Origin of the sequence: Mesorhizobium sp. BR-1-1-10 (assembly GCF_020165595.1) — a bacterium.
Lineage (GTDB): Bacteria > Pseudomonadota > Alphaproteobacteria > Rhizobiales > Rhizobiaceae > Mesorhizobium > Mesorhizobium australicum.
Genome location: NZ_JAIUIL010000003.1, coordinates 161395 through 183706, shown reverse-complemented (window position 1 = coordinate 183706; position 22312 = coordinate 161395). Strand labels below are relative to the sequence as shown.

The 22312-nt window shown below is 62.8% G+C and carries 20 protein-coding genes; 4 read left to right on the top strand and 16 right to left on the bottom strand.

The window, feature by feature from the left end; genetic code table 11:
* Nucleotides 1–87: 87 nt before the first annotated feature.
* From LB555_RS06750 to LB555_RS06690, 13 genes are all read right to left on the bottom strand, one after another.
* Complete coding sequence (locus tag LB555_RS06750) at nucleotides 88–1620, bottom strand: peptidoglycan DD-metalloendopeptidase family protein (RefSeq protein ID WP_224682523.1); 1533 nt, start codon at nucleotides 1618–1620, stop codon at nucleotides 88–90.
* 164 nt (nucleotides 1621–1784) lie between these two features.
* A complete protein-coding gene (locus LB555_RS06745; RefSeq protein ID WP_015317538.1) occupies nucleotides 1785–2444 on the bottom strand; it encodes a protein-L-isoaspartate(D-aspartate) O-methyltransferase in 660 nt (219 codons plus the stop codon).
* A complete protein-coding gene (gene surE, locus LB555_RS06740) occupies nucleotides 2441–3199 on the bottom strand; it encodes a 5'/3'-nucleotidase SurE (protein WP_015317537.1) in 759 nt (252 codons plus the stop codon). The genes LB555_RS06745 and surE overlap by 4 nt, the downstream gene beginning before the upstream one ends.
* Nucleotides 3199–4503, bottom strand: coding sequence for a serine--tRNA ligase (gene serS, locus LB555_RS06735; protein WP_224682522.1), 1305 nt, complete (start codon nucleotides 4501–4503; stop codon nucleotides 3199–3201). The genes surE and serS overlap by 1 nt, the downstream gene beginning before the upstream one ends.
* A gap of 101 nt (nucleotides 4504–4604) precedes the next feature.
* On the bottom strand, nucleotides 4605–5480 hold the full coding sequence (tatC, locus tag LB555_RS06730) for a twin-arginine translocase subunit TatC (protein WP_015317535.1): 876 nt from the start codon (nucleotides 5478–5480) through the stop codon (nucleotides 4605–4607).
* The gene (gene tatB / locus LB555_RS06725) at nucleotides 5477–6247 is read right to left on the bottom strand and encodes a Sec-independent protein translocase protein TatB (RefSeq protein WP_224682521.1); all 771 of its coding nucleotides are present in this window, start codon (nucleotides 6245–6247) and stop codon (nucleotides 5477–5479) included. Before tatB ends, tatC begins: the two co-directional genes overlap by 4 nt.
* 29 nt (nucleotides 6248–6276) lie before the next feature.
* Complete coding sequence (locus tag LB555_RS06720) at nucleotides 6277–6498, bottom strand: twin-arginine translocase TatA/TatE family subunit (RefSeq protein ID WP_015317533.1); 222 nt, start codon at nucleotides 6496–6498, stop codon at nucleotides 6277–6279.
* 180 nt (nucleotides 6499–6678) lie between these two features.
* A complete protein-coding gene (gene scpB, locus LB555_RS06715; protein ID WP_224682520.1) occupies nucleotides 6679–7443 on the bottom strand; it encodes an SMC-Scp complex subunit ScpB in 765 nt (254 codons plus the stop codon).
* On the bottom strand, nucleotides 7440–8240 hold the full coding sequence (locus LB555_RS06710; protein ID WP_140724173.1) for a segregation and condensation protein A: 801 nt from the start codon (nucleotides 8238–8240) through the stop codon (nucleotides 7440–7442). The genes scpB and LB555_RS06710 overlap by 4 nt, the downstream gene beginning before the upstream one ends.
* A 62-nt stretch (nucleotides 8241–8302) precedes the next feature.
* On the bottom strand, nucleotides 8303–9322 hold the full coding sequence (nagZ, locus tag LB555_RS06705; RefSeq protein WP_023783178.1) for a beta-N-acetylhexosaminidase: 1020 nt from the start codon (nucleotides 9320–9322) through the stop codon (nucleotides 8303–8305).
* A 243-nt stretch (nucleotides 9323–9565) separates the two neighbouring features.
* Nucleotides 9566–13015, bottom strand: coding sequence for an SPOR domain-containing protein (locus LB555_RS06700; RefSeq protein WP_224682519.1), 3450 nt, complete (start codon nucleotides 13013–13015; stop codon nucleotides 9566–9568).
* A 103-nt stretch (nucleotides 13016–13118) separates the two neighbouring features.
* Nucleotides 13119–14876, bottom strand: coding sequence for an arginine--tRNA ligase (gene argS, locus LB555_RS06695; RefSeq protein ID WP_224682518.1), 1758 nt, complete (start codon nucleotides 14874–14876; stop codon nucleotides 13119–13121).
* A 60-nt stretch (nucleotides 14877–14936) separates the two neighbouring features.
* Nucleotides 14937–16151, bottom strand: coding sequence for a deoxyguanosinetriphosphate triphosphohydrolase (locus LB555_RS06690; protein WP_224682517.1), 1215 nt, complete (start codon nucleotides 16149–16151; stop codon nucleotides 14937–14939).
* Nucleotides 16152–16227: 76 nt separating this feature from the next.
* Between LB555_RS06690 and erpA the strand changes: the two genes are divergently transcribed.
* The 4 genes from erpA to LB555_RS06670 are packed head-to-tail and all read left to right on the top strand — an operon-like array spanning nucleotide 16228 to nucleotide 18148.
* A complete protein-coding gene (erpA, locus tag LB555_RS06685) occupies nucleotides 16228–16575 on the top strand; it encodes an iron-sulfur cluster insertion protein ErpA (RefSeq protein WP_140616066.1) in 348 nt (115 codons plus the stop codon).
* Between the two features lie 7 nt (nucleotides 16576–16582).
* A complete protein-coding gene (locus LB555_RS06680) occupies nucleotides 16583–16975 on the top strand; it encodes a VOC family protein (RefSeq protein WP_224682516.1) in 393 nt (130 codons plus the stop codon).
* Nucleotides 16976–16982: 7 nt separating this feature from the next.
* Nucleotides 16983–17780, top strand: a complete 798-nt coding sequence (xth, locus tag LB555_RS06675; protein ID WP_015317524.1) for an exodeoxyribonuclease III — start codon at nucleotides 16983–16985, stop codon at nucleotides 17778–17780.
* A 50-nt stretch (nucleotides 17781–17830) separates the two neighbouring features.
* A complete protein-coding gene (locus tag LB555_RS06670; RefSeq protein ID WP_015317523.1) occupies nucleotides 17831–18148 on the top strand; it encodes a hypothetical protein in 318 nt (105 codons plus the stop codon).
* Between the two features lie 22 nt (nucleotides 18149–18170).
* Here the strand turns inward: LB555_RS06670 and LB555_RS06665 are convergent, their stop codons facing one another.
* The 3 genes from LB555_RS06665 to LB555_RS06655 form a co-directional block, all read right to left on the bottom strand.
* Nucleotides 18171–19019, bottom strand: coding sequence for a tetratricopeptide repeat protein (locus tag LB555_RS06665; protein ID WP_140616060.1), 849 nt, complete (start codon nucleotides 19017–19019; stop codon nucleotides 18171–18173).
* A complete protein-coding gene (ilvD, locus tag LB555_RS06660; RefSeq protein ID WP_224682515.1) occupies nucleotides 19006–20730 on the bottom strand; it encodes a dihydroxy-acid dehydratase in 1725 nt (574 codons plus the stop codon). The genes LB555_RS06665 and ilvD overlap by 14 nt, the downstream gene beginning before the upstream one ends.
* Before the next feature lie 290 nt (nucleotides 20731–21020).
* Nucleotides 21021–22262: an OmpP1/FadL family transporter gene (locus LB555_RS06655; protein ID WP_224595191.1), complete on the bottom strand. Its 1242-nt coding sequence runs from the start codon at nucleotides 22260–22262 to the stop codon at nucleotides 21021–21023.
* Between the last annotated feature and the right edge of the window lie 50 nt (nucleotides 22263–22312).

The following is a 22312-nucleotide window of genomic DNA, read 5'->3' as shown; positions in this document are numbered from 1 at the left end:
GAACTGAAAAAGCCCGCTCCTTGCGGAACGGGCTCAGCCGGCGGGCTGGACTGGAGGTCAGGCGGCCCGCATATCGCTTTTTTTCTTCTATTCGAGATAGCCTGACGGATCGACCGGGGCGGAGTTCTTGCGCACTTCGAAGTGCAGCTTCGGCGAATCCGTCGTGCCGCTCATGCCCGAGAGCGCGATTTCCTGGCCGCGCTTGACCTTCTGGCCGCGCTGGACCTCGATCGAGCTGGCATGGCCATACACGGTGACCAGGCCGTTCTCATGGCGCACCAGCACCGTGTTGCCGAATTCCTTGAGGCCGTCGCCGGCATAGATGACAACACCGTTCTCGGCCGCCTTGACCGGCGTGCCCGTGGGCACGGCGATATCGACGCCGTCCTTGCCGGATCCGAAACCGGAGATCACCCGGCCGCGCACCGGCCAGCGCATCTTGCCGATGCCGGTGGCATCGGGTGCCACCGCGTCGTCGTCCTCGGCCTGCTGGATGACCTTGGCGTCCTTCTTCGGCGGCGTGTAGGAGGCCAGCGTTTCCGAAGGCGTGGCCTTTGCCGGGACTTGCGTTGTCGCGGTGGTCACCGGATCGACCTTGGCCGGCTTGGCGCTGGCAACCGTCGCCGTTCCGCCGCCCGGCACCTTCAAGGTCTGGCCGATTTTCAATATGCCGTCCTTCATGCCGTTGGCCTGCTTCAGCGCGACCACGCCGACGCCGGGCTTTCTGGCAATCGAGGACATCGTGTCACCCGACTGAACCGTATAGGTACCGGCGGCGCCGGTTGCCTTGGCCATCTGCGCCGGCTTGGGTTCCTTGGGCTGGTTCGCCGTGGCCGACGCATCGACCTGGGCGGCGGACTTGCCCTCCTTCAGCTTAGGCTGCTGCGGCAGCACCGCCACCTTGTCCGGCGCGCTGGCCGGCAGATCATGCTTGCCGTCCTTTGCCGGCTTTGCGTCGGCGACCTTCGGCTCGGCCTTGCTCGAATAGGCATAGGCCGGGATGACGATCTTCTGGCCGGTCTTCAGCCCCTTGGTCGGGCTCAGGCCATTCACCTTCATGATGACATCGGCCGGCACCTTGTAATGCGCCGCCAGGCCGGAAATGCTCTCGCCGTCCCTGACGGTGATTTCGGTCGCGTGCGGCGTGCCTGCCTGGGCCATCCTCGGCTCGTCGGGCTGGGCATTCTTGAAAGGCTTGGCGGCCGGCGCGACAGTGCCGGTCGTCGTCCTGTCGACATGAGGAGCGGGCCGAACCAAGGCCGGCGCCGATGCGACACGCACCGGATTGGCGGCAGGCGCGAGCGCTGGAGCCGGCTGCGCTTGCGCGGAAGCCGGCGGCGGCAAAGGCCGGCTCGAAACCGGATCGAGGCTGGAACGGCTCACCGACTGCGTGTGGCTGCCATCGAGCGGAGCAGCCGAGACGTCGCCCGGATAAGGCTGCACCGCATCCTGCTTGTTGATGATGGCACGTTGATTGTTGGTCGAGGACGTGAAGACGTCGTCGACACTGTTGAACCGCGAAGCCTGGGAACTGCACCCGGCCGCCGCGCCTGCAATCATCAGAACAGCGCAGCCCCGCGCCAGATTGCGACTATTTGTCTTCAAAACACTGAGTTGCATCGCACTAACCCGCACAAACGCTGCACCAACTGGACAGGATTAAAGCGCGTTAATGTTACTGGCCGGTTAACCCATTAGAATCCGACGAAAATTTTCTTAAAACATTTGGGGATGATCAGCGGCACGATGGCGAGCCCGAAAGAGATCCGGCGGCCGGCCGGAAACTAGATAACCGCTGCAATGCTTCGCAGGATCGGCTGCAGCCGCACGAGGCCGATATCCTCGCGCTCGAAACGGCTGCCGACCTTGGTGAGCTTGGCCAGCACCTGCTCGCCCTCCTCCGGCCCGATCGGCGCGATGACGATGCCGCCGCTCGACAATTGGTCGAGCAGGAAGCGCGGCAAACTGTCGAATGCAGCCCAGGCGACGATGCGGTCAAACGGCCCTTCATTGGGCAATCCGTTGGAACCATCGGCCTGCCGCACGATGGCATTGCCTATGCCGAGTGCCTCGAAACGCTGCCTGGCTTGCTCGACCAGCGTCTTGTACCGATCCACGGTCACGATCCGCGCCGCCAGCCGCGACATGACAGCCGATGTGTAGCCGGAACCGGTGCCGATCTCGAGCACGCGGTTTCCCGTTTCAATGGCCAATGCGGCGATCACCGCCGCCTGCAGATCCGCCCCTTCGATCGCTTCGCCGCATTCGATCGGCAGCATGCGGTCCGACCAGGCGATCTGGTGGTATTGCGCTGCCAGGAAGCCGCGTCGCGGCGTTGCCTCGAAAGCCGCGATCAGCGCCTTCGGCACCGTTCCCCTGCCGCGCAGGCGCAGCAGGAAAGCGGCAAATCCTTCGCGATCATCGATTGGAAAGCCCTGATTCATGCAAGCGCCTTGCTCAGCTGGTCACGGATCTCATGCGCGGTAAGGTCAAGCTGCAGCGGCGTCACCGACACCAGCCTGTTGCGCAGGGCAAAGAGATCGGTGCCTTGCTTGCCCTCGACCGGCTCGCGGCCGAAGCGCAGCCAGTAATAAGGCAGGCCGCGCCCGTCGCGGCGCTCGTCGACCCACAGGCTGTGCACCAGCTTGCCCTGCGTGGTGACCACCGTGCCGGCCACTTCCTCGGGAAGGCAGTTGGGAAAATTGACGTTGAGCAGGACGCCGTCCGGCAGCGGCGTCGCCACGAGCTTCTTCAGCAGTGCCGGAGCAAGCGCTTCGGTGGTCTCATAAGGCACGACGCGATCCTCGCCGACAGTGCTGTAGCCCTGGCTGAGCGCTATCGACCGGATGCCGAGCAGCGCGCCTTCCATGGCGCCGGCGACGGTACCGGAATAGGTGACGTCGTCGGCGATGTTGGCGCCCGAATTGATGCCGGACAGGATCAGGTCGGGCGCACCGGGCAGGATCTTCTTGACGCCCATGATGACGCAATCGGTCGGCGTGCCGCGCACGGCAAAATGCCTTTCGCCGATTTTCCGCAACCGCAGCGGCTCCGAAATCGACAGCGAATGCGCATAGCCCGACTGGTCCTGTTCCGGCGCCACCACCCAGACATCGTCGGACAGGGTGCGGGCGACGCGCTCGAGCGACGCCAGGCCCTCGGCATGAATGCCGTCGTCATTGGTCAGAAGAATGCGCATTATTTCGATTCGATCTTTTCCAGCCCGCCCATGTAAGGCCGCAGCACTTCAGGAATGGTTACGCTGCCATCCTCATTCTGATAGTTTTCGATGACAGCTATGAGCGCGCGGCCGACAGCGGTGCCCGAACCGTTCAGCGTATGGACGAAGCGGTTGCCCTTGCCATCCTTGTCCTTGTAACGGGCATCCATGCGGCGCGCCTGGAAATCGCCGCAGACAGAGCAGGACGAGATTTCGCGATAGGCGTTCTGGCCGGGCAGCCAGACCTCGATGTCATAGGTCTTGCGTGCGCCAAAACCCATGTCGCCGGTGCAGAGCACCATGGTTCGGAACGGCAGCTCAAGCCGCTTCAAGACTTCCTCGGCGCATTGTGTCATCCGCTCATGCTCGGCGAGTGAGGATTCCTGGTCGGTGATCGAGACCAGCTCGACCTTGTAGAATTGATGCTGGCGCAGCATGCCGCGCGTATCGCGTCCCGCCGAGCCTGCCTCGGAACGAAAGCAGGGCGTCAGCGCCGTGAAGCGCAGCGGCAGCTTTTCATGCGCCGTGATTTCTTCGCGCACGAGGTTGGTGAGCGGCACTTCGGCGGTCGGGATCAGGCCAAGCCTGCCCTCTCCATGTGGCGTGAAGAACAGATCCTCCTCGAACTTCGGCAACTGGTTGGTGCCGAACAGAACGTCGTCCTTCACCATCAGCGGCGGGATCACTTCCTCATAGCCATGCTCCGTCGTGTGCAGGTCGAGCATGAACTGGCCGATGGCGCGTTCCATCCGCGCCAGACCACTCCTGAGCACGGTGAAGCGCGATCCCGACAGTTTCGCCGCGCGCTCGAAATCCATCATGCCGAGCGCTTCGCCGATCTCGAAATGCTCCTTCACCCAGTTCGGCCGTGTCGGCACCTTGCCGACGACATGCTTGACGACATTGTCGTGCTCGTCCTTGCCGACCGGCACGTCGCCGAACGGCACATTCGGCAGCACCGCCAGCGCATCGTTCAGCGCCTTGTCAAGCTCGCGCTCGCGCGCCTCGCCGTTCTGGATGAAGGTCTTGATCTCGCCGACTTCGGCCTTGAGTTTCTCGGCAAGGGCGGCATCGCCCGAACGCATGGCGTTGCCGATCTCCTTCGAGGCGGCGTTGCGGCGCTCCTGCTTGGTCTGCAGCTCGGTGACATGTTCGCGCCGCGCCTCGTCCTTGGCGATCAGCCCGTCGACCGTGGACTGCGCCTCATCCGCCGACCACGAGCGCTTGATGAGCGCCTCGACAAGGGCCTTCGGGTTGTCGCGAATCCATTTGATGTCAAGCATGGTGTCCGTCCTCAAGCTAGGTTTGAGGGGCGTAAACCGCATCCTTGATCGATGCAAGATGGGCCGGGCGGCGGTTGTCGTTTTCCGCCGCCGCCGATGCCCTACGAGGCCGCCGGCGCTGGCGGCTCGTCCGGCGCCTTGCCGGCCACGGTCTCGCCGGCTTCCTGCTTCTCGCGCGCAAGCCGCTGTTTCTCCTGGTCGCGCTCGATCCACCGCGCGGCCCAGATGGAAACCTCGTAGAGAAGGATGGTCGGAATGGCCAAGCCGATCTGGCTCATCGGATCCGGAGGTGTCAGCACCGCGGCAACGATGAAGGCGATGACGATCGCCCATTTGCGTTTTTCGGCCAGCGCCTTGGACGACAGCATGCCGACGCGCGTCATCAGGCTGGTTACCACCGGCAGCTGGAACACCAGGCCGAAGGAGAAGATCAACGTCATGATCAGGCTGAGATATTCCGACACTTTCGGCAGCAGCGAAATCTGTACCTGGTCATCGGTGCCGACCTGCTGCATGGCGAGGAAGAACCACATCACCATCGGCGTGAAGAAGAAATAGACCAGCGAGGCGCCCATCAGGAACAGGATGGGCGATGCGATCAGGAACGGCAGGAAGGCATTGCGCTCGTTCTTGTAGAGCCCAGGCGCAATGAATTTGTAGATCTGCGTGGCGATCAGCGGAAAGGCGATGACCATGCCGCCGAACATGGCGAGCTTGACCTGCGTGAAGAAGAATTCCTGGGGCGCGGTATAGATCAGCTCGACCTTGTGCGGGTCCAGCCCTGCCCATTTCGTCGCCCACTTGAAGGGGACAACCAGAAGGTTGAACAGCCTCTTGGCAAAGAAGAAGCAAACCAGGAAGGCAACGAAGAAGCCACCGAGAGACCAGATCAACCGCCTGCGCAGCTCGATCAGATGCTCCATCAGAGGCGCCGACGATTTTTCGATCTCGTCCTTTTCCTTGTCCGAAACGCTCACTTGGCGGCTCCAGCCGTCTTTTTGGCTACCGGCTTCTTGGCCCCAGCAGGTTTCGGTTCGGTTTTCGCAGGCGCCTTGGCAGCAGGCGCCTTGGCTGCAGGCGCCTTGGCGACGGCAGGCTTCGTCACAGCCGCGGTTTCAGGAACTGCCGCTGTCGTGGCCTTTGTCGACGCCTTGGGCGTGGGTGCGGTTTTTGCCGCCCCCGCGGGTGAGGCTTTTGCCGCCACCACCTTAATGGATGGCGCTTTTGAAGCCGGCACCGCCTTGGCGGTTTTCTTGGATGCCTTCGGTTCCGTGGAAGCCGCCACCACCGATTCATCGGTCATCGCCGGGAACATCGATGCTGGGGTCGTGACTTCCGGGCCATTGACGCCAGGCATGGTCGTTGCACCGTTCTTCAACGGCTCGGCCGCCTGTGGCGTCGCCGCGGCAGGGGCCGATGGATCGGCGGCGGCCGGCTTCGGCTTCATCGCCGCGTCGACGCCGGCGCGCACATCGGCTGCCGCCTGCTCGAACGGATTGAGCTGCTTCTTGACCTCGGCGACTGGGCTGAGACCCCGGAGTTCGTCGACCGACTTCTTGACGTCGTCGAGCTCGGCTTCCTTCAAGGCCTCGTTGAATTGCTTCTGGAAATCGGCGGCCATGGCGCGCAGCTTCGCCGTCGTGCGGCCGAATGTGCGCAGCATGTTGGGCAAATCCTTCGGCCCGACGACCACGATCATGACGATCGCGATCACCAGCATTTCGGTCCAGCCGACTTCAAACATGGCAATCTGTTCCGACTAGAACTTTTGGCTCAGCTCTTGCTGGCCTTTTCCTTCGCGGCCGAAACGGTCTCATCGGCACGGTGTTCGACGGTGCGCTTGTCGTCGGCAACGTCGTCGTCGGCCATGCCTTTCTTGAAGCTCTTGATGCCCTTGGCCATGTCACCCATCAGCTCGGGAATCTTGCCGCGGCCGAACACCAGCAGCACGATCACCAGCACGATCATCCAGTGCCAAATCGAAAATGAACCCATAACCAAATCTCTCTCGAATGTTTTCCCTGGCGATGATCTATGCGTTTTCGCTTTGGGATTCAAACACAACCGCGACAGAGTTTATGAAAGGCCGACGGATGTCACGCATTTTCGGCGATGCGGCCCGCTACCAAACGGCGCATGTAAAGCCGGTAAGCAGCTTTTGAAAGGCGCTCGTGGTCAATCTTCCGTGACGCGCGGCGTCAGCAGACCGAGCTCCTCGAGGTCGATGTCGGTCAGCGGATCCTCGTCCTCGGTCAGCGCGTCGGGATCGGCCGGCGGTTGCGGGATGGAGAAATTCGAAGGCATGCGGCCCGAAAGCAGGCCGGCGCCCTTCAGTTCCTCCATGCCTGGAAGATCACGGATTTCCTCGAGTGCGAAATGGTCGAGGAAGGTTTCGGTGGTGCCATAGGTAACGGGGCGACCGGGCGTTTTGCGGCGGCCGCGCATGCGCACCCATTCCGTTTCGAGCAGCGTGTCGAGCGTGCCCTTCGAGGTTTCGACACCTCTGATGTCCTCGATCTCGGCGCGCGTCACCGGCTGGTGGTAGGCTATGATCGCCAGCACCTCGAGCGCCGCCCGTGACAGCTTGCGCTGCTGCACCGTATCGCGGCTCATCAGGAAAGCCAGGTCGCCAGCGGTTCGGAAGGCCCAGGCATCGCCAACCCGCACCAGATTGACGCCGCGCCGGGCGTAGATCTGCTGCAGCTCCCTCATGGCTAGCGCGACATTGATGCCATCGGGAAGGCGTGCGGCAAGCTGCTTTTCGCTGACGGGTCCGGCGCTGGCGAACACGATCGCCTCCGCCATGCGCACGGCTTCCGCCATATGCAGACGCTCGGCCGGGTTCTGCACCTGCTCGGCCACATCCTCGGAGAACAACTCCTGCCCAGGCTCGTCCTCGACCTTGAACGGGATAACCGAAGCGTTGGCGCGTTCGCTCATGATGCCACCTCGACTGCCTTGATTGCTTGCGTGCGGCCGCGCAAATAGATCGGGGCAAATGTCTGATCCTGCCGCACGTCCATCGTGCCGTCGCGCACCAGTTCCAATGTTGCCGCGAAGGAACTGGCGATCGCCGTGCGCCTTTCCTCGGGGCTTGTCATGTACACGATCAGGAAACTTTCCAGTGTCGTCCAGTCGCTTACAGCCCCGACAAGGCGGGTCAGGATGTCGCGCGCGTCCTTGAGCGACCAGACACCGCGCCTGGCGATCGTCACGTTGTTGATCGCCTGCTTCTGCCGCTGCTGGGCATAGGCCGTCAGCAAGTCGTAGAGCGACGCCGAATAGGCGTTGCGCTTCTCGATGATCACCATTTCCGGCATGCCGCGCGCGAACACGTCGCGACCGAGCCGGTTGCGGTTGACCAGACGCGCAGACGCGTCGCGCATGGCTTCGAGCCGCTTCAGCCGGAACTGCAGCACCGCCGCCAGTTCCTCACCGCTTTCGCCCTCCTCGCCCGGCTGCTTGGGAATCAGCAGCTTCGACTTGAGGAAGGCCAGCCAAGCCGCCATCACCAGATAGTCGGCGGCAAGTTCGAGCCGCAGCGCCCTCGCCGTCTCGACAAAGGTCAGATATTGCTCGACCAGTGCCAAGATCGAAATGCGCGCCAGATCGACCTTCTGGTTACGGGCAAGATGCAGGAGAAGGTCGAGCGGGCCTTCGAAGCCGGCCACGTCAACGACCAGCGACGGATCGCCGGTGACGCGTGAATCGTCATTCTCGGCCCACAGGCGGTCCATCGGTGCGGCCTTCGGAGCCTTGCTTTCCAATGCTTCCGCCACTGCCCTGTCACTTCCCTTGGCTATGCCACCGCGTCGAAATAGGTGGCGAATTCAGCGCGTATCTCGGTTTCTTCTACCGTGTCGCTTTTCTTTATATAGGTCATTGCCCGCTTGGCGCGCTCCAGCGACTTGCCTTCAAGCCCTTTGGTGCGCGATGCGATCCCCGCCATCTCCTCGAAAACGCCGTTGCAGTGAAGGACCAGATCACAGCCGGCCGCAAGGATCGAGGCGGCCTTTGTGGGGAAATCCCCAGAAAGTGCCTTCATCGAGGTGTCGTCGCTCATCAATAGCCCGTCGAAGCCGATCTCGCGGCGTATGATCTCGTCGATGACCTTGCCGGAAGTGGTCGCCGGGTTCTTGGGATCGATGGCGCTGTAGACGACATGCGCGGTCATGGCCATCGGCAGATGGTTGAGTTCGCGGAACGGGGCAAAGTCGTGCCGTTGCAGATCGCTGAGCGAGGCGTCGACGACAGGCAGCTCGAAATGCGTGTCGGCAAACGCCCGGCCGTGCCCCGGAACATGCTTCATCACGGGCAGCACGCCGCCCGACATCAGGCCTTCGGCCGCGGCGCGGCCGAGTTCGATGACCGGACGCGGATCCTTGCCATAGGCGCGCGCGCCGATGACATCGCTGGCCCCTTCGATCGGGACGTCGAGCACCGGCAGGCAATCCGCCGATATGCCGTAGCGCAGGAGGTCGAAGGCATGCAGCCGCGCCATCAGCCAGGCGGCGCGCGCGCCTGCGTCGTGATCGTCGCGCCAAAGCGCCCCCAGCGCGCCACCGGCCGGATAGTTCGGCGCCAGCGGCGGTCGCAGGCGCTGCACCCTGCCGCCTTCCTGGTCGATGAACACCAGCGCGTCCGGGCGCCCGATGCAGTCGCGCATCTCGGCGACGAGATCGCGGATCTGCTCGGCCTCGCCGATGTTGCGGGCAAACAGGATGAAGGCCCACGGGCACTCATTGCGATAGAAACGGATCTCTTCGCGGGTGAGCGTTTTCCCGGCACAGCCGAGGATCATGGATTTTGATTCGGTCATTTCAGGAGTCTAGGGCTTCGCGAGGTCAAAGGGAATCATCCCTGACCGCATGGCCGGCTGCAAAACAGGCTTCCCCCATGAAAAAGTCGGCGCGGCCTTGGGCGCGCCGGCTTTGAGAGATTGGATCGACGTCTAGAGCATGATGCCGAAAAGTGTGAAACGGCTTTCGGACGATATGCTCTATCTCTTTGATTTAGAGACGGATTCAGATTTCAGGTCGACTCGACCTGAAATCATCCGGCTCTAGCGCGATACGAAGCAGTTGCCGCCCGCGGTCTTGTAGCTGGTGCACAAATTGATCGCATCGTTGCGCGACTGAGCCGGAACGCGCACGCGGTAGAACGTGCCCTTGCCGGCGATCTCGGCCTTGACGATGTTGGCCGTGCGGCCGGAGAGCACGCTGCCGTAGCGGCGCTGCAGGTCCTGGTAGGTCGACTGGGCACTCTCTACCGTCGGCTGAGAAGCGATCTGCATCGACCACGAACCGCTGCCGGTCGCGGTCGAGGCGGGATCGATGGAAGCGACCTGATCTGGCTTGACCTCGCCGACCACGTCGACCGGCTGGTCGGACGGACGCTGCGGCGCGATCGCAACCTTGGCCGGCGTGTTGGCCGACTGCGCCTTGGCAGGCTTGGCCGCGGGCTTCAGAGCCGGCTCATCGTCGGCCTGCGCGGCGGCGGGCGCCACGGTTCCAGTCTGGTCGGTGCCAGTCTGGGCGGTACCGGTCTGGGCGGCGCCAGTCTGGGCGGCGCCAGTCTGGTCGGCCCCAGTCTGGTCGGCCCCAGTCTGGTCGGCATTGGCCAGCGCGGCAGGCGCCACATGCTGTGGTGCCGGATCGGTCGGCTCCGCCGCGGCGACCTGGGGTGTCGCCGGTGCCGGATCCTCACGCGCCACCAGCGAGCCGTCGGACTTGACCACCATGGTCCTGACCTTGCGCGGCGCAACGGCAACGACATCGTTGCTGGTGCCCTTATCGGCTTCCTGCAGGACCTGCGCGATGCGATCCTCCGACTTCGGCGTGGGCGCCGCTATGTTGGCGGGGGCCGCACCAGCGGTCGAGACGTCGCCTGCGCCATCCGTGCCGGCGGCGGCGTTCTGGTCGGGAGAAAGATCGACGGCGCGGGCCGGGTCCTTCGCCTGCACGTCCACCGGCTCCTCGGCGTTGGTGACGAGCTTCTGCTGGACCGGCTCGGCCGGCTTCGCGCCCTTGACCACCGCGTCATAGACCTTGTTGTCCTGGTTCGGCACCACGGTGCCACCCGGATTTTCCGGCTTGATCTTGATCGGTGAATTATCGGCCTTGACGATCACCGGAGCCTCACTGCCGCCCTTGCCGCCGAAAGACAGCGCAAAGGCGCCAAGGCCGCCCGCGACCGCCACGGCACCGACAATCGCCGCGATGAAGAGGCCGCGCCGGCCGGACGACCGGGCGGCTTCCCGCTCGCCGAGACCCGGAACCGACATCGCTTCGTCCAGTTCGGGATCGTAGTCGAGTTCATCGACGGTGAAATCGTCCGCCTGCGAGATCGGCTGGCTGCCGGGCAGATCATCGAAGCCTTCAGCAGCATCGGCATAGGTCGAGGCCGCCGCCGCGCGGGCAGGCATTTCCGCCGGCCGTGCCGCATAGGTCCGTGCTTCCGGCTGATAGGCCGGCCTGGATTCTTCATATCCCGGATTGACCGCGTCATATCCCGGATTGGCGTTGCCATATCCCGGATTGGCGTCGCCATATCCCGGATTGGCCGCGCCGTATCCCGGATTGAACCCGGCATTGTAGGATTCGTCCGCATAGGTGGCGCTAGTGGCAGAAGCAGGCGCGACCTCCACCGAATTCATTTCAGTCAGAAGGCTGGCGAATTCGGCGTCGAGATCGTCATAACCGGATGCTACCGGCTCATCGTCCTCGAAATGCAACTCTGGAATGTCGAGATCGTCGGCCAGCGCCACGACGCGCTCCGGCACATCGACCGTCTCGACATCGGGCATCTCTTCATAACGCGAGGACTGCTGCGCCTGCGGTGCCGACGGAGCCACGTAGGGAGCGGCTGCAACCGGCTCGGCCGGATGGTAGGACGGCACCGCGGCCATTTCCGGTGCTGCCGTCCAGGCCGCCATCGAGGCGGCAGGCTGCGCGGCAAATGCCGGCTGTTGGGGAACCGGTGTCACGCGGCTCCACGAACGGGCCGGCTCCGACGGCGCGGAGCGTTCCGCCAGCCAATCGAGCGAATCGGCTTGATCCTGCAGGGAAGCTGTTTCCTCATGCGGGTCAACGCCCTCGGCCCGGATGGCGTCGATGGCGCCATTGTCGAAATTGACCTCGCCCTGTTCAGCGGTCTCCGAGCCGAAATCATGGTCCTGAAGCTCGTCGAGCAGCAGGTCGTCGAGGTCAACGTCGGCGGCCTGGTCGGAACCGGACTGATGCACATCCTGGGACGCTGCTTCATCGAGATCCCAGTCGAGATCACCAACAAGATCGACAGGTTGCTCCGCGGCCTTTGCAGTCGAGACGAGTGGCGGCTGAACAGGCGCGGCGGCCGGCTGGGGCACGACCGGCTGAGCCATGGCCGGCTCCCTGGCCGACGGCAGCGTGCGCGCGGTCATGGCGCCAAGAAGCGCGTTCAACTCGTCTTCGAGGCTTCGTTCGTCCGTGATGGGCGCCTGCACTGGGGGCGCGATGGCTGCCGCCATCGGCTGCGCGGGAGCCGCGGCAATTTCGGCGGCTGGCTCTTCGGCGGGCTCGGCAAACGCCTCGTCCAAATCCAGGTCGAAAGCGTCATCCGAAATGGCTTCAGCGCCTGGAACCTCGTCCTTCGTGCCGATGACATCGGCAAGCAACTCATGTGCTCGCGGCTCCTCAAAAGCTTCTGGCTCGTCGGCCTGAACGTCAAAATCCACGTCGACATCGGCCATGGCATCGTCGAACTGACCAACGAAATCCTCGCCGGAGATCGACTGGGTCTCATCCGCGGTGGCCGGCGCCGGCTCTGGATATTCGGCAGCAGCCACTTGGCGCTGATCCGCCGAATGGTCGTCGAGCATCAGCTCGTCCTCGAGCGAGATCGCAACGGCATCGTCGAATTCTTGATCGGAAGCCGGCTCGGCCGCTGCCGCCACTTCTGCAACCGGCGATTCAACGGCATACCGGGGCTCGGCGGCCTCGTCCTCGATATGGAAATCCCGGTCGAGGGAAGCGGCAAGCTCGTCTTCCATCGGCAGATCGTCGTAGAAGGCCGAAACGTCTGCGAGCGAGCTGGCCACGGTAGTGTCGAAATCGATGTCGACGGCAGGCTCGACGGACGGCACAGCTTCCGCGGCGCCGGCATGGCTGGCGGCCACCGTCCGGTCATCGACCTCAGCCATGTCCAGGTGAAAATCGTCATCAAGCGACAGCGCGAGATCGTCATCCGACACATCGATTGCGACCGGCTCGAATGCCGGCTCATGAGCCTCGACAAGCGGAGCGACGACGCTGTCGGCAGCGTCGAATTCGCCCATAAGTTCCTTCTCGAGATCGATGTCGAAATCGCCCTCTCCCGCAGCCTGATCGGCGACCATGGCTTTCGGCTCGGCCGGCGCCTGCGGCTTGACCGGCTGGCGGGGGTCGAATCCCATGATCCTGGTCAGTTCCGCGAACGGATCATCGGCGGCGATGTCGTTGTTGTCGGCTACTCTCAGCTGGGTTCTGTCTGCCATTATTGTTCCCGAACTCGCACTCATTCGGACGCCATGGACGTCGCGCAGGGTTGGCCCTTACCAGCGCAATGTGGGCAAAAGGTGACAGGTTTTTTAGTCAAACCTAACGCATTTCGGTGGGCGCGGCGGCCCCGATCAACGTCAGGCCGGACGTCAGAACATCCGAAACAGCCTGCACCAGCCCTAGTCTGGCATGCGTCAATTGTCGGTCGTTAACCTTAACAAAACGTAAGTCCGGATTATCCGTACCCCGGTTCCAGTGTCCATGGAAACTGGAAGCCAGATCATAAAGATAAAATGCCAGCCGATGCGGCTCGAGCGCAAGAGCGGCGGACTCGATCAGGCGCGGATATTCCGCAAGCTTCCTGATCAAGCCGATTTCACCTTCGTCGGTCAACGACGTTGACGCTGCCGCCAGGCTGTTGCGGTCGAAATTCGCCTCGCCCAATTGTTCGCTCGCCTGCCGGAACACCGAATGGCAGCGCGCCGAGGCGTACTGCACGTAAAACACCGGATTGTCCTTGGACTGTTCGGTCACCTTGGCGAAATCGAAATCGAGCGGCGCATCGTTCTTGCGATAAAGCATCATGAAGCGGATCGGATCGCGTCCGACTTCTTCCACCACCTCGCGCAGCGTTACGAAGTCACCGGACCGCTTCGACATCCGCACCGGCTCGCCATCGCGAAACAGCTTGACGAGATTGCACAGCAGAACGGTGAGCTTGATGTCGTCGCCGGCAATGGCCCGCGCCAGGGCTTCCAGGCGCTTGACGTAGCCGCCATGGTCGGCCCCGAGAACATAGATCAGGTCGACGAAGCCGCGGTCGACCTTGTCCTTGAGATAAGCCACGTCGGCCGCGAAATAGGTGAACGAGCCGTCGGACTTGACCAGCGCCCGATCCATGTCGTCGCCGACGGCGGTCGACCGGAACAGCGTCTGTTCGCGGTCTTCCCAGTCGTCCGGCTTCTCGCCCTTGGGCGGCGGCAGCTTGCCCTTGTAGATATGGCCCTTCAGCGTCAGGTCGTTGATCGCCGAGCGGATCTTCCTGGCATTGTCGGCATGCAGCGTGCGTTCGGAGAAGAACACGTCGTGATGCACGTTGAGCAGTGCAAGGTCCTCGCGGATCATCACCATCATCGCATCTATGGTGCGATCCTTGACGATGGCCAATGCCTCGTCATCAGGCATCTGCAGCAAGGAACGGCCAAACTCCCTGACCAGAGCCTCGCCGACGGAGACCAGATAGTCGCCGGGATAAAGTCCTGCCGGAATCTCGCCGATATCGTCGCCAAGCGCCTCGCGATAGCGCAACATCGCCGAGCGCCCGAGCACGTCGATCTGCGAGCCGGCGTCGTTGATGACATATTCCTTGGTCACGTCGTAACCGGCGAACGCCATCAGGTTGGCGAGCGCATCCCCGACGACGGCGCCCCGGCAATGGCCGACATGCATGGGCCCGGTCGGATTGGCCGAGACATACTCGACATTGGTTTTGCGGCCGGCGCCGACCATCGAGCGGCCGTAGTTGGGGCCCTCGCCCAAAAGCGCCGACAGATGCGCATGCCAGAAACCGTCCCGGAGCCTGAGATTGACGAAGCCGGGACCGGCGACCTCGGCGGCGGCGACATCCTTGTCGGTCCGCAGGGCGTCCGCCAATCTCTCGGCCAGCGCGCGCGGGTTCTGTCCGGTTGGCTTGGCCAGCACCATCGCCGCGTTGGTCGCGAGATCGCCATGGCTGGCGTCGCGCGGCGGCTCGACGGCGATGCGCGACAGATCAGGCGAAACGCCGTCCTGGTCCTTCAGGTCTAGCGCTTCGACAGCCTTTGTGACTCGCGCGGTGAAATCGGCGAAGATGTTCATGGTGTATGCTCGGTGGCTTTATGACGAATCCGGCCCTTTGGCCGGCAAATCGAGCCCGCCCTAGCTCAAATCCGGGGTGCGGTCAAACAAACGCCTGTGTTCCTTGAGCGCGTAGGTGTCGGTCATGCCGGCCAGGAAATCGGCGACGCTGCGCGCTTTGATGCGATCCTCGGCGCGGTCCAGCCCTTCGCGCCAGCCGTCCGGCATGGCGCGCGGGTCGGCAAAATAGACGTCGAACAGGTCCTGGACGATCTGCTCGGCGTCCGCACGCACCCGCATGACCTCCTCGTGCCGGTAGAGTTGCTTGTAGAGGAAGGCCTTCAGTTCCTTCTCGGCTTCCGCCATGTCTATCGAAAATGTCACCATCGTCTCGCCCGCCGCCCTCACCGCGTCGGCGCTCAGCGGCCTGATCCGCTCCAGATTGGCGGTGGTCGACTTGATCACATCCTCGACCATGGCCGTGATCTGGCGCCGCATCAATTCGTGGCCGGTGCGCATGTCATCAAGCCTGGGATAGCGCTCGCGCACACTCTTCAGGATCGTTCCAGGCAGCGAAACGGCCTTCAGCATGTCAAGCGTCAGCAGCCCTGACCGCAGCCCATCGTCGATATCATGCGTGTTGTAGGCAATGTCGTCGGCAATCGCCGCGCACTGCGCTTCGATGCCGGCGAACCGGTCGAGCTCGAGATCCTGCAGTTGCGAGTAGTCGCGGATCGCCTGCGGCACCGGCCCTTTCAGGCCTTGGCCGCTGCTGTCGGTGAGCGGACCATTGTGCTTGACCAGGCCTTCCAGCGTCTCCCAGCTCAGATTGAGCCCGTCAAATTCAGCGTAGCGCGCCTCCAGCCTGGTCACGATGCGCAGCGATTGTGCGTTGTGGTCGAAGCCGCCCCACGCCGCCATCTTTTCGTTCAGCGCGTCCTCGCCTGTGTGGCCAAAAGGCGTGTGGCCGAAATCATGCACCAGCGCCACCGCTTCGGCGAGATCCTCGTCGCCACGCAGCGCCCGCGCCAAGGCACGGGCGATCTGCGCCACTTCGATCGAATGGGTCAGCCTTGTGCGGTAGTGGTCGCCTTCGTGCGCGATGAAGACCTGCGTCTTGTGCTTGAGCCGCCGAAACGCCGTCGAATGGATGATCCGGTCGCGGTCACGCTGGAACGGTGTGCGGGTCGGACTCTCCACCTCGTCGAACAGCCGGCCGCGCGAACGTGCGGGATCCGTGGCGTAGGCCGCGCGCGGCCGATAGCCAAAACCGATGTCGCCAAGCTCATTTGTCATGGCTGATGCTGCCGCAGTTGACTTGCCCCGTCGCGCTTCATACCTATCATGTGAAACCGAAAGCAAGGTGACGCCCATGGGCGCGGATGCCAAGACTGCCATGAAAGTCGATATGACCGAGGCCGCGGCCAAGCGGATCGCCAGGATTGTTTCGGCCGAAGCCGGCAAGACGGCGCTGCGTGTGTCCGTCGAAGGTGGCGGCTGCTCCGGCTTTTCCTACAAGTTCGATCTGGTCGACACACGCAATGACGACGACGTCGCCATCGAGAAGGATGGCGCCACGGTGCTGATCGACGATCTGTCGCTGGTCTATATGGGTGGCTCGGTGATCGATTTCGTCGACGATCTGATGGGACAGTCGTTCCAGATCAGGAACCCGAATGCGGTTGCCTCCTGCGGCTGCGGCACCAGCTTTTCCATCTAGGACCGAGATGCCCGCAACTGGCGCGGTTCGTCAGGTTGCGCTCTCCGCCGGTCGCGACCTCGACGCGACGCTGGCCTTTTGGCGCGACGTCCTCGGCATGAGCATTCATGCCCGCTACGATCCGCCCGGCATCGCCTTCATCATGGCCGGCGATGTCAGGCTGTTGTTTACCGACGGCATCCCGGCCGGCACCCTCTATCTCGACATGTCAGGCCTCGAAGCCTTCCACGCCCAGGCCAAGGCAGCCGGCATCCCCTTCACCGCGCCGCCGGCGCTCGTCCATCGCGACACCGAGGGCCAGTTCGGCCGGGCGGGGGAAAGCGAATGGATGGCCTTTATAAAGGACCCGGCAGGCAATACGATCGGTTTGGTCGAACGCCGTCCGCCGCAGGAACAATGAGACCGTCATGAAAATCGTCACCTGGAACATCAACGGCGTGCGCGCCCGCATCGGCAACCTGACCCATTGGCTGACCGAGAGCGCGCCCGACATCGTCTGCCTGCAGGAGATCAAGACGGTCGACGAGCAGTTCCCGCGCGCCGAGATCGAGGCGCTTGGCTATAATGTCGAAACCCATGGCCAGAAGGGCTTCAACGGTGTCGCCCTGCTGTCGAAGCTTCCTTTCGATGAGGTCATCAGGGGCCTGCCGGGCGACGACATCGACGAGCAGGCCCGTTTCATCGAGGGTGTTTTTTCCACCGACAAGGGCGCGCTTCGTGTCGCCTCGCTCTATCTGCCCAACGGCAACCCGATCGATGACGAGAAGAAGTTCCCCTACAAGCTGTCGTGGATGGCGCGGCTGGAGCGGTGGGCGCAGGAGCGCCTGAGGCTGGAAGAGGCGCTGGTGCTGGCCGGCGACTACAATGTCATCCCCGAGCCCATCGACGCGCGGTTTCCGGAGAACTGGCTGGGCGACGCGCTGTTCCAGCCGCGGACGCGGCAGGCTTTCCGCCGGCTGCTGAACCTCGGCTTCACCGAAGCGGTGCGTGCGGTCACCGATGCGCCTGATACCTACACGTTCTGGGATTATCAGGCCGGCGCCTGGCAGAAGAACAACGGCATCCGCATCGACCATCTGCTGTTGTCGCCGGAAGCCGCAAACCGGTTCTCATCGGCTTCGATCGAAAAACATGTGCGCGCCTGGGAAAAACCGTCCGATCACGTCCCGGTAGCGATCAACCTCGCGCTGCAGCCGGCCGGATAACCAGAGAAACCCTCATATCGCCACATTCCGACGCATGATGGGAGATCATCATGGCGGCCGGGGTTCCCATGACCATTCGATTTGCTCTTTGTCCGATCGGCTTGGCACTCGCCACGGCCGCGATCGTGCCGGCCTTCGCCGCGCAGGAATGTCTTGCCAATGGAAAATCCTATCCGGTCGGCCAGGTCGCCTGCCTGACGGTCGCCGATCAGAGTCATTTGGCTCGCTGCGACATGGTGCTCAACAACACATCGTGGACAAAGGTCGGCGATAGCTGCCCCGCAAACACGATGGCGCCGCACCTGCACGTCACGCCGATCTCCACACCCGCGCCAAGCATGGTGCCGACCGAACCAACCGAAAACTGATTTTCTGGTTCCTCGAAAAACCTTACTGATCGACGTTGCTGCCCTTGGTCAGGATATCGTCGGCCAGTGAGATCGCGGTGCGACGGTCGGCTTCGCCGGCAGCGGCGAAGGCCTCTTCCTGCATGCCGCGAATCCAGGGCTGATCGGCCGGGGAAGCACGCTCGAGGGCCGCTGTCATCATCGCCAGGCCGCGCACGACCTTGCCGCTCTGGAACAACAGATGGCCAAGCGTCGCCTGCGCGCCGGCATGGCCCTTCTCGGCGGCGAGTTGGAACCAGCGCCCGGCCTGCTTGACGCTGGCCTTCACGCCGCCTTCACCCTTCAGGAACATCTGCCCCATCTCGAACTGGGCGTTCGGATTGCGGTAGTTGGCGGCGGCGCGCATGTAGTATTCCTGCGCCGCCACCTCGTTCTCGCTGACCGGGCTGCCGGGAATGCCCTTGCGCAGATAGTCGCCCAGCGCCACCAGCGCGTCGGAGACGTAACTTTCTTCCGGAGAGCCGGGCTCGACGTCCTGGTCTACGATCTCCGAGAAGAACTTGAACGCCTCATAATCGTCGCGGGCCACGCCGTCGCCTTCGGCATACATGCGCGCAAGTTTCCAGGTGGCGCCGATCTGGCCGTTTTCGGCGGCGTATTTATAGGCCTCGGCCGCCTGTTCCTTGTGGCCGTTCTTGTAGGCGGAGAAGCCGAACTGGAACACCGCCCAGGGACTCGACTGCGGCTTCACGCCGGTCTTGTCGTCGAACACCTTGTCGTCGAAAGCCATGGCCTGGCCCACGGCGCCAAAGATCGCAACCGCGACCAGTGCCGGAAGGACAGATGACCTCAGCAACTCTGGTGTTGACTTCAACAACTCAGATATCCGCATAGCAGTGTGTTTCTTTCGCACCGCCCGGATGGGTGACCGCGCCATCCCTGGCGGACCCTACCGTCTGTGCGTATTTCCATATCGCGCCCGACTGATAGTCGGTCGTACGTGCCTTCCATGTCTTCGCCCGAGCCGCCAGCTCGCTATCGGACAGCGCCACCTCGATCGTGCCCTTCACCGCGTCGATCGTGATCACGTCGCCATCCCTGACGAGACCGATCGGACCACCAACCGCAGCTTCCGGCCCGACATGGCCGATGCAGAAGCCGCGTGTGGCGCCCGAGAAGCGACCGTCCGTGATCAGTGCCACCTTGCCGCCCATGCCCTGGCCGTAGAGTGCCGCCGTCGTCGACAGCATCTCGCGCATGCCAGGGCCGCCGCGCGGTCCCTCATAGCGGATGACCAGAACCTCGCCTTCCCGGTAGTTGCGATGCGTCACCGCTTCGAAACATTCTTCTTCCGAATCGAAGCAGCGCGCCGGACCGGAGAACTTTAACTCCGCCATGCCCGCGACCTTCACGATCGCGCCTTCGGGGGCTAGGTTTCCCCTCAAGCCCACGACACCACCGGTTTGGGTAATTGGTCTGTCGGCCGGGCGGACCACATCCTGGTGTTCATTCCAGGCAACGTGCTCCATATTTTCGGCCAAAGTGCGGCCAGTGACCGTCAGGCAATCGCCATGCAGATAGCCATGGTCGAGCAGCGTCTTCATCAGCAGCGGAATGCCGCCGGCCTCGAACATGTCCTTGGCGACATATTTGCCGCCCGGCTTGAGGTCGGCGATGTAAGGCGTCTTCTCGAAGATGCGCGCCACGTCGAACAGGTCGAACTTGATCCCCGCCTCATGCGCGATCGCCGGCAGGTGCAGTGCCGCATTGGTCGAGCCACCGGTGGCCGAGACCACGGTCGCCGCGTTTTCCAGCGCCTTCAGCGTGACGATGTCGCGTGGCCGGATGTTTTTGGCGATGAGCTCCATGATTTTTTCGCCGGAAGCGAAATTGAAGCGGTCGCGCATTTCGTAAGGCGCCGGCGCGCCGCAGGAATAGGGTAGCGCGAGGCCGATCGCCTCCGCGACGGTGGCCATCGTGTTGGCGGTGAACTGGGCACCGCAGGAACCGGCCGATGGACAGGCCACCTGTTCTATTTCAAGCAACTCGGCATCGCCGATCGTGCCGACCGAATGCTGGCCGACCGCTTCAAACACATCCTGCACGGTGATCTGACGGCCGCGATAGCTGCCGGGCAGGATCGAACCGCCATAAATGAAGATCGACGGCACGTTGAGCCGCACCATGGCCATCATCATGCCGGGCAGCGACTTGTCGCAGCCGGCGAGCCCGACCAGCGCATCGTAGCAATGGCCGCGCATGGTGAGCTCGACCGAATCGGCGATGACCTCGCGCGACACCAGCGACGACTTCATGCCCTGGTGGCCCATGGCGATGCCGTCGGTGACTGTGATGGTGCAGAATTCGCGCGGCGTGCCGTTGGCGGCCGCGACGCCCTTCTTGACCACCTGCGCCTGGCGCATCAGCGAAATATTGCAGGGTGCCGCTTCGTTCCAGCAGGATGCGACGCCGACCAGCGGCTGCGCGATCTCTGCCGCCGAGAGGCCCATGGCATACAGATAGGACCGGTGCGGCGCACGCGCCGGACCGACAGTCACATGGCGGCTAGGGAGCTTAGCCTTTGAGATGACCTTGGCGTCCATTCTCTTCCTTGCCGCGGGCGGTGCGGCCTGTCCCATCGCCGAGCCTTCTGGCGCGTGTCCCGAGACAAGATCGAGGTGCGCCGGGTTTATGGCGGGAAATGGGCAATTTCCTCGACCTGACTTCCAGCGCAGGGGTTGTTCAGGAAGTGTTGCCAAAACGTCACAATTGGACGAGGCGGCCCCAGTGGGGATTATATGCAACGAAGCTTGAATGATGGGCGTATCGGCGATGCCGGTGCCAACAAAAAAGGCCGGGCAATGCCCCGGCCTTCCATTGTAATTTCAAAAGCTTAGAACTTGATCTTGAGGCCGCCAGAAAGCGCCGTGACCAGATCGTTACCGAAGTCGTAGCTGGCATCGGTACCGGCCACGTACCCGTTTTCATCGGTAAGCGTACCGGAGTGGCCGCTGGTCAGCACGCCAATCGCGCCAGCCAGACGAAGTTCGATATTGGGGCGGGGCGTGTAAGCGACGCCGCCACCCAATGTCCAGGTGTCAGTCTGTGAGCCGTAGCCATGTGAGGTACCGCGATCCCAGGTAAGCTGGCCGGCGGCGCTCCATTGATCGTTGAATTTGTGACCGATGCCGCCCGAAACGGTCCAGCCGTCACGATACATCAGATCGAGAGAAGTCCACCTGACCGGCTGCGGAGAGGTCGTTGTACAAGCAGCAATCCCTCTCGTGGCCTGCGAGCAGATCGGAATGCTCTGTAAAACACTCCAGTTGACCCACTTGATCGAGCCGAAGGCAAGCCAGTCAGGAGCGATGCCCGACTGTAGCTTAAATTCCACGGAATCCGGCATCGAAGCTTCACCGTAGATCGGAATAATCGGACCACCGACATGAGTCAGATCAAGGGTGCCCGCAATGTTATCCAGCCTCACCTGGGAATTATAGACGAGGCTAGCCCGCAACGCGATCTCAGGAATTTCGTAGGCCAGCCCCGCTCGCCAGCCCCAACCGCTGCTCGTCAGGTCGACGCGACCGGTACCGGAGAAATTCGGCAGAAACGGCGTCACAAGGTCTTCCTTGAAACCATAGACTTCCTGGTAAAACACACCGCCAATGAAGCGGACTTGGCCCTTGCCAGCATCCATTTTATAGGAGCAGGTGCCCGCGTAATTGTTGCTTTTGATTTCAGTTTCCATGTTGGACTGCGCGCCAACCCATTGGCCAGGGGCCGTGTGCGCCCCCCAAGGCTGCGAGTAGTCGAACATGCAGTCGACCCCCGGCACGACCTGGGCCTTAACGCCGATGCGCGGCACCCAGTAATTCTCGCTATCGTTGGCAGTGGTCGAGCCTACGACGGTACCGTTGAGCGGATCCGTATCCTTTGCGTTCTTGAGCTTGCGATCCGGCATCACATAGGTCGTTTCCGCTTCCGTTGCGAACGGCGCCGGATCGAACAGAAGATCGATATCATATCCGCCACGCTCAATGCCGCCGGCATGCGCCGAACTCATCGCCGCACCCACCAAAGCCAGCGAAAAGCATCCTGCTCCCAGCAGTGCTTTCAGACGCGAATTGTTCATGGATGTCCTCCCCGAATAACTAGTGCATCAAGCTAGAACCAATTCAGGTT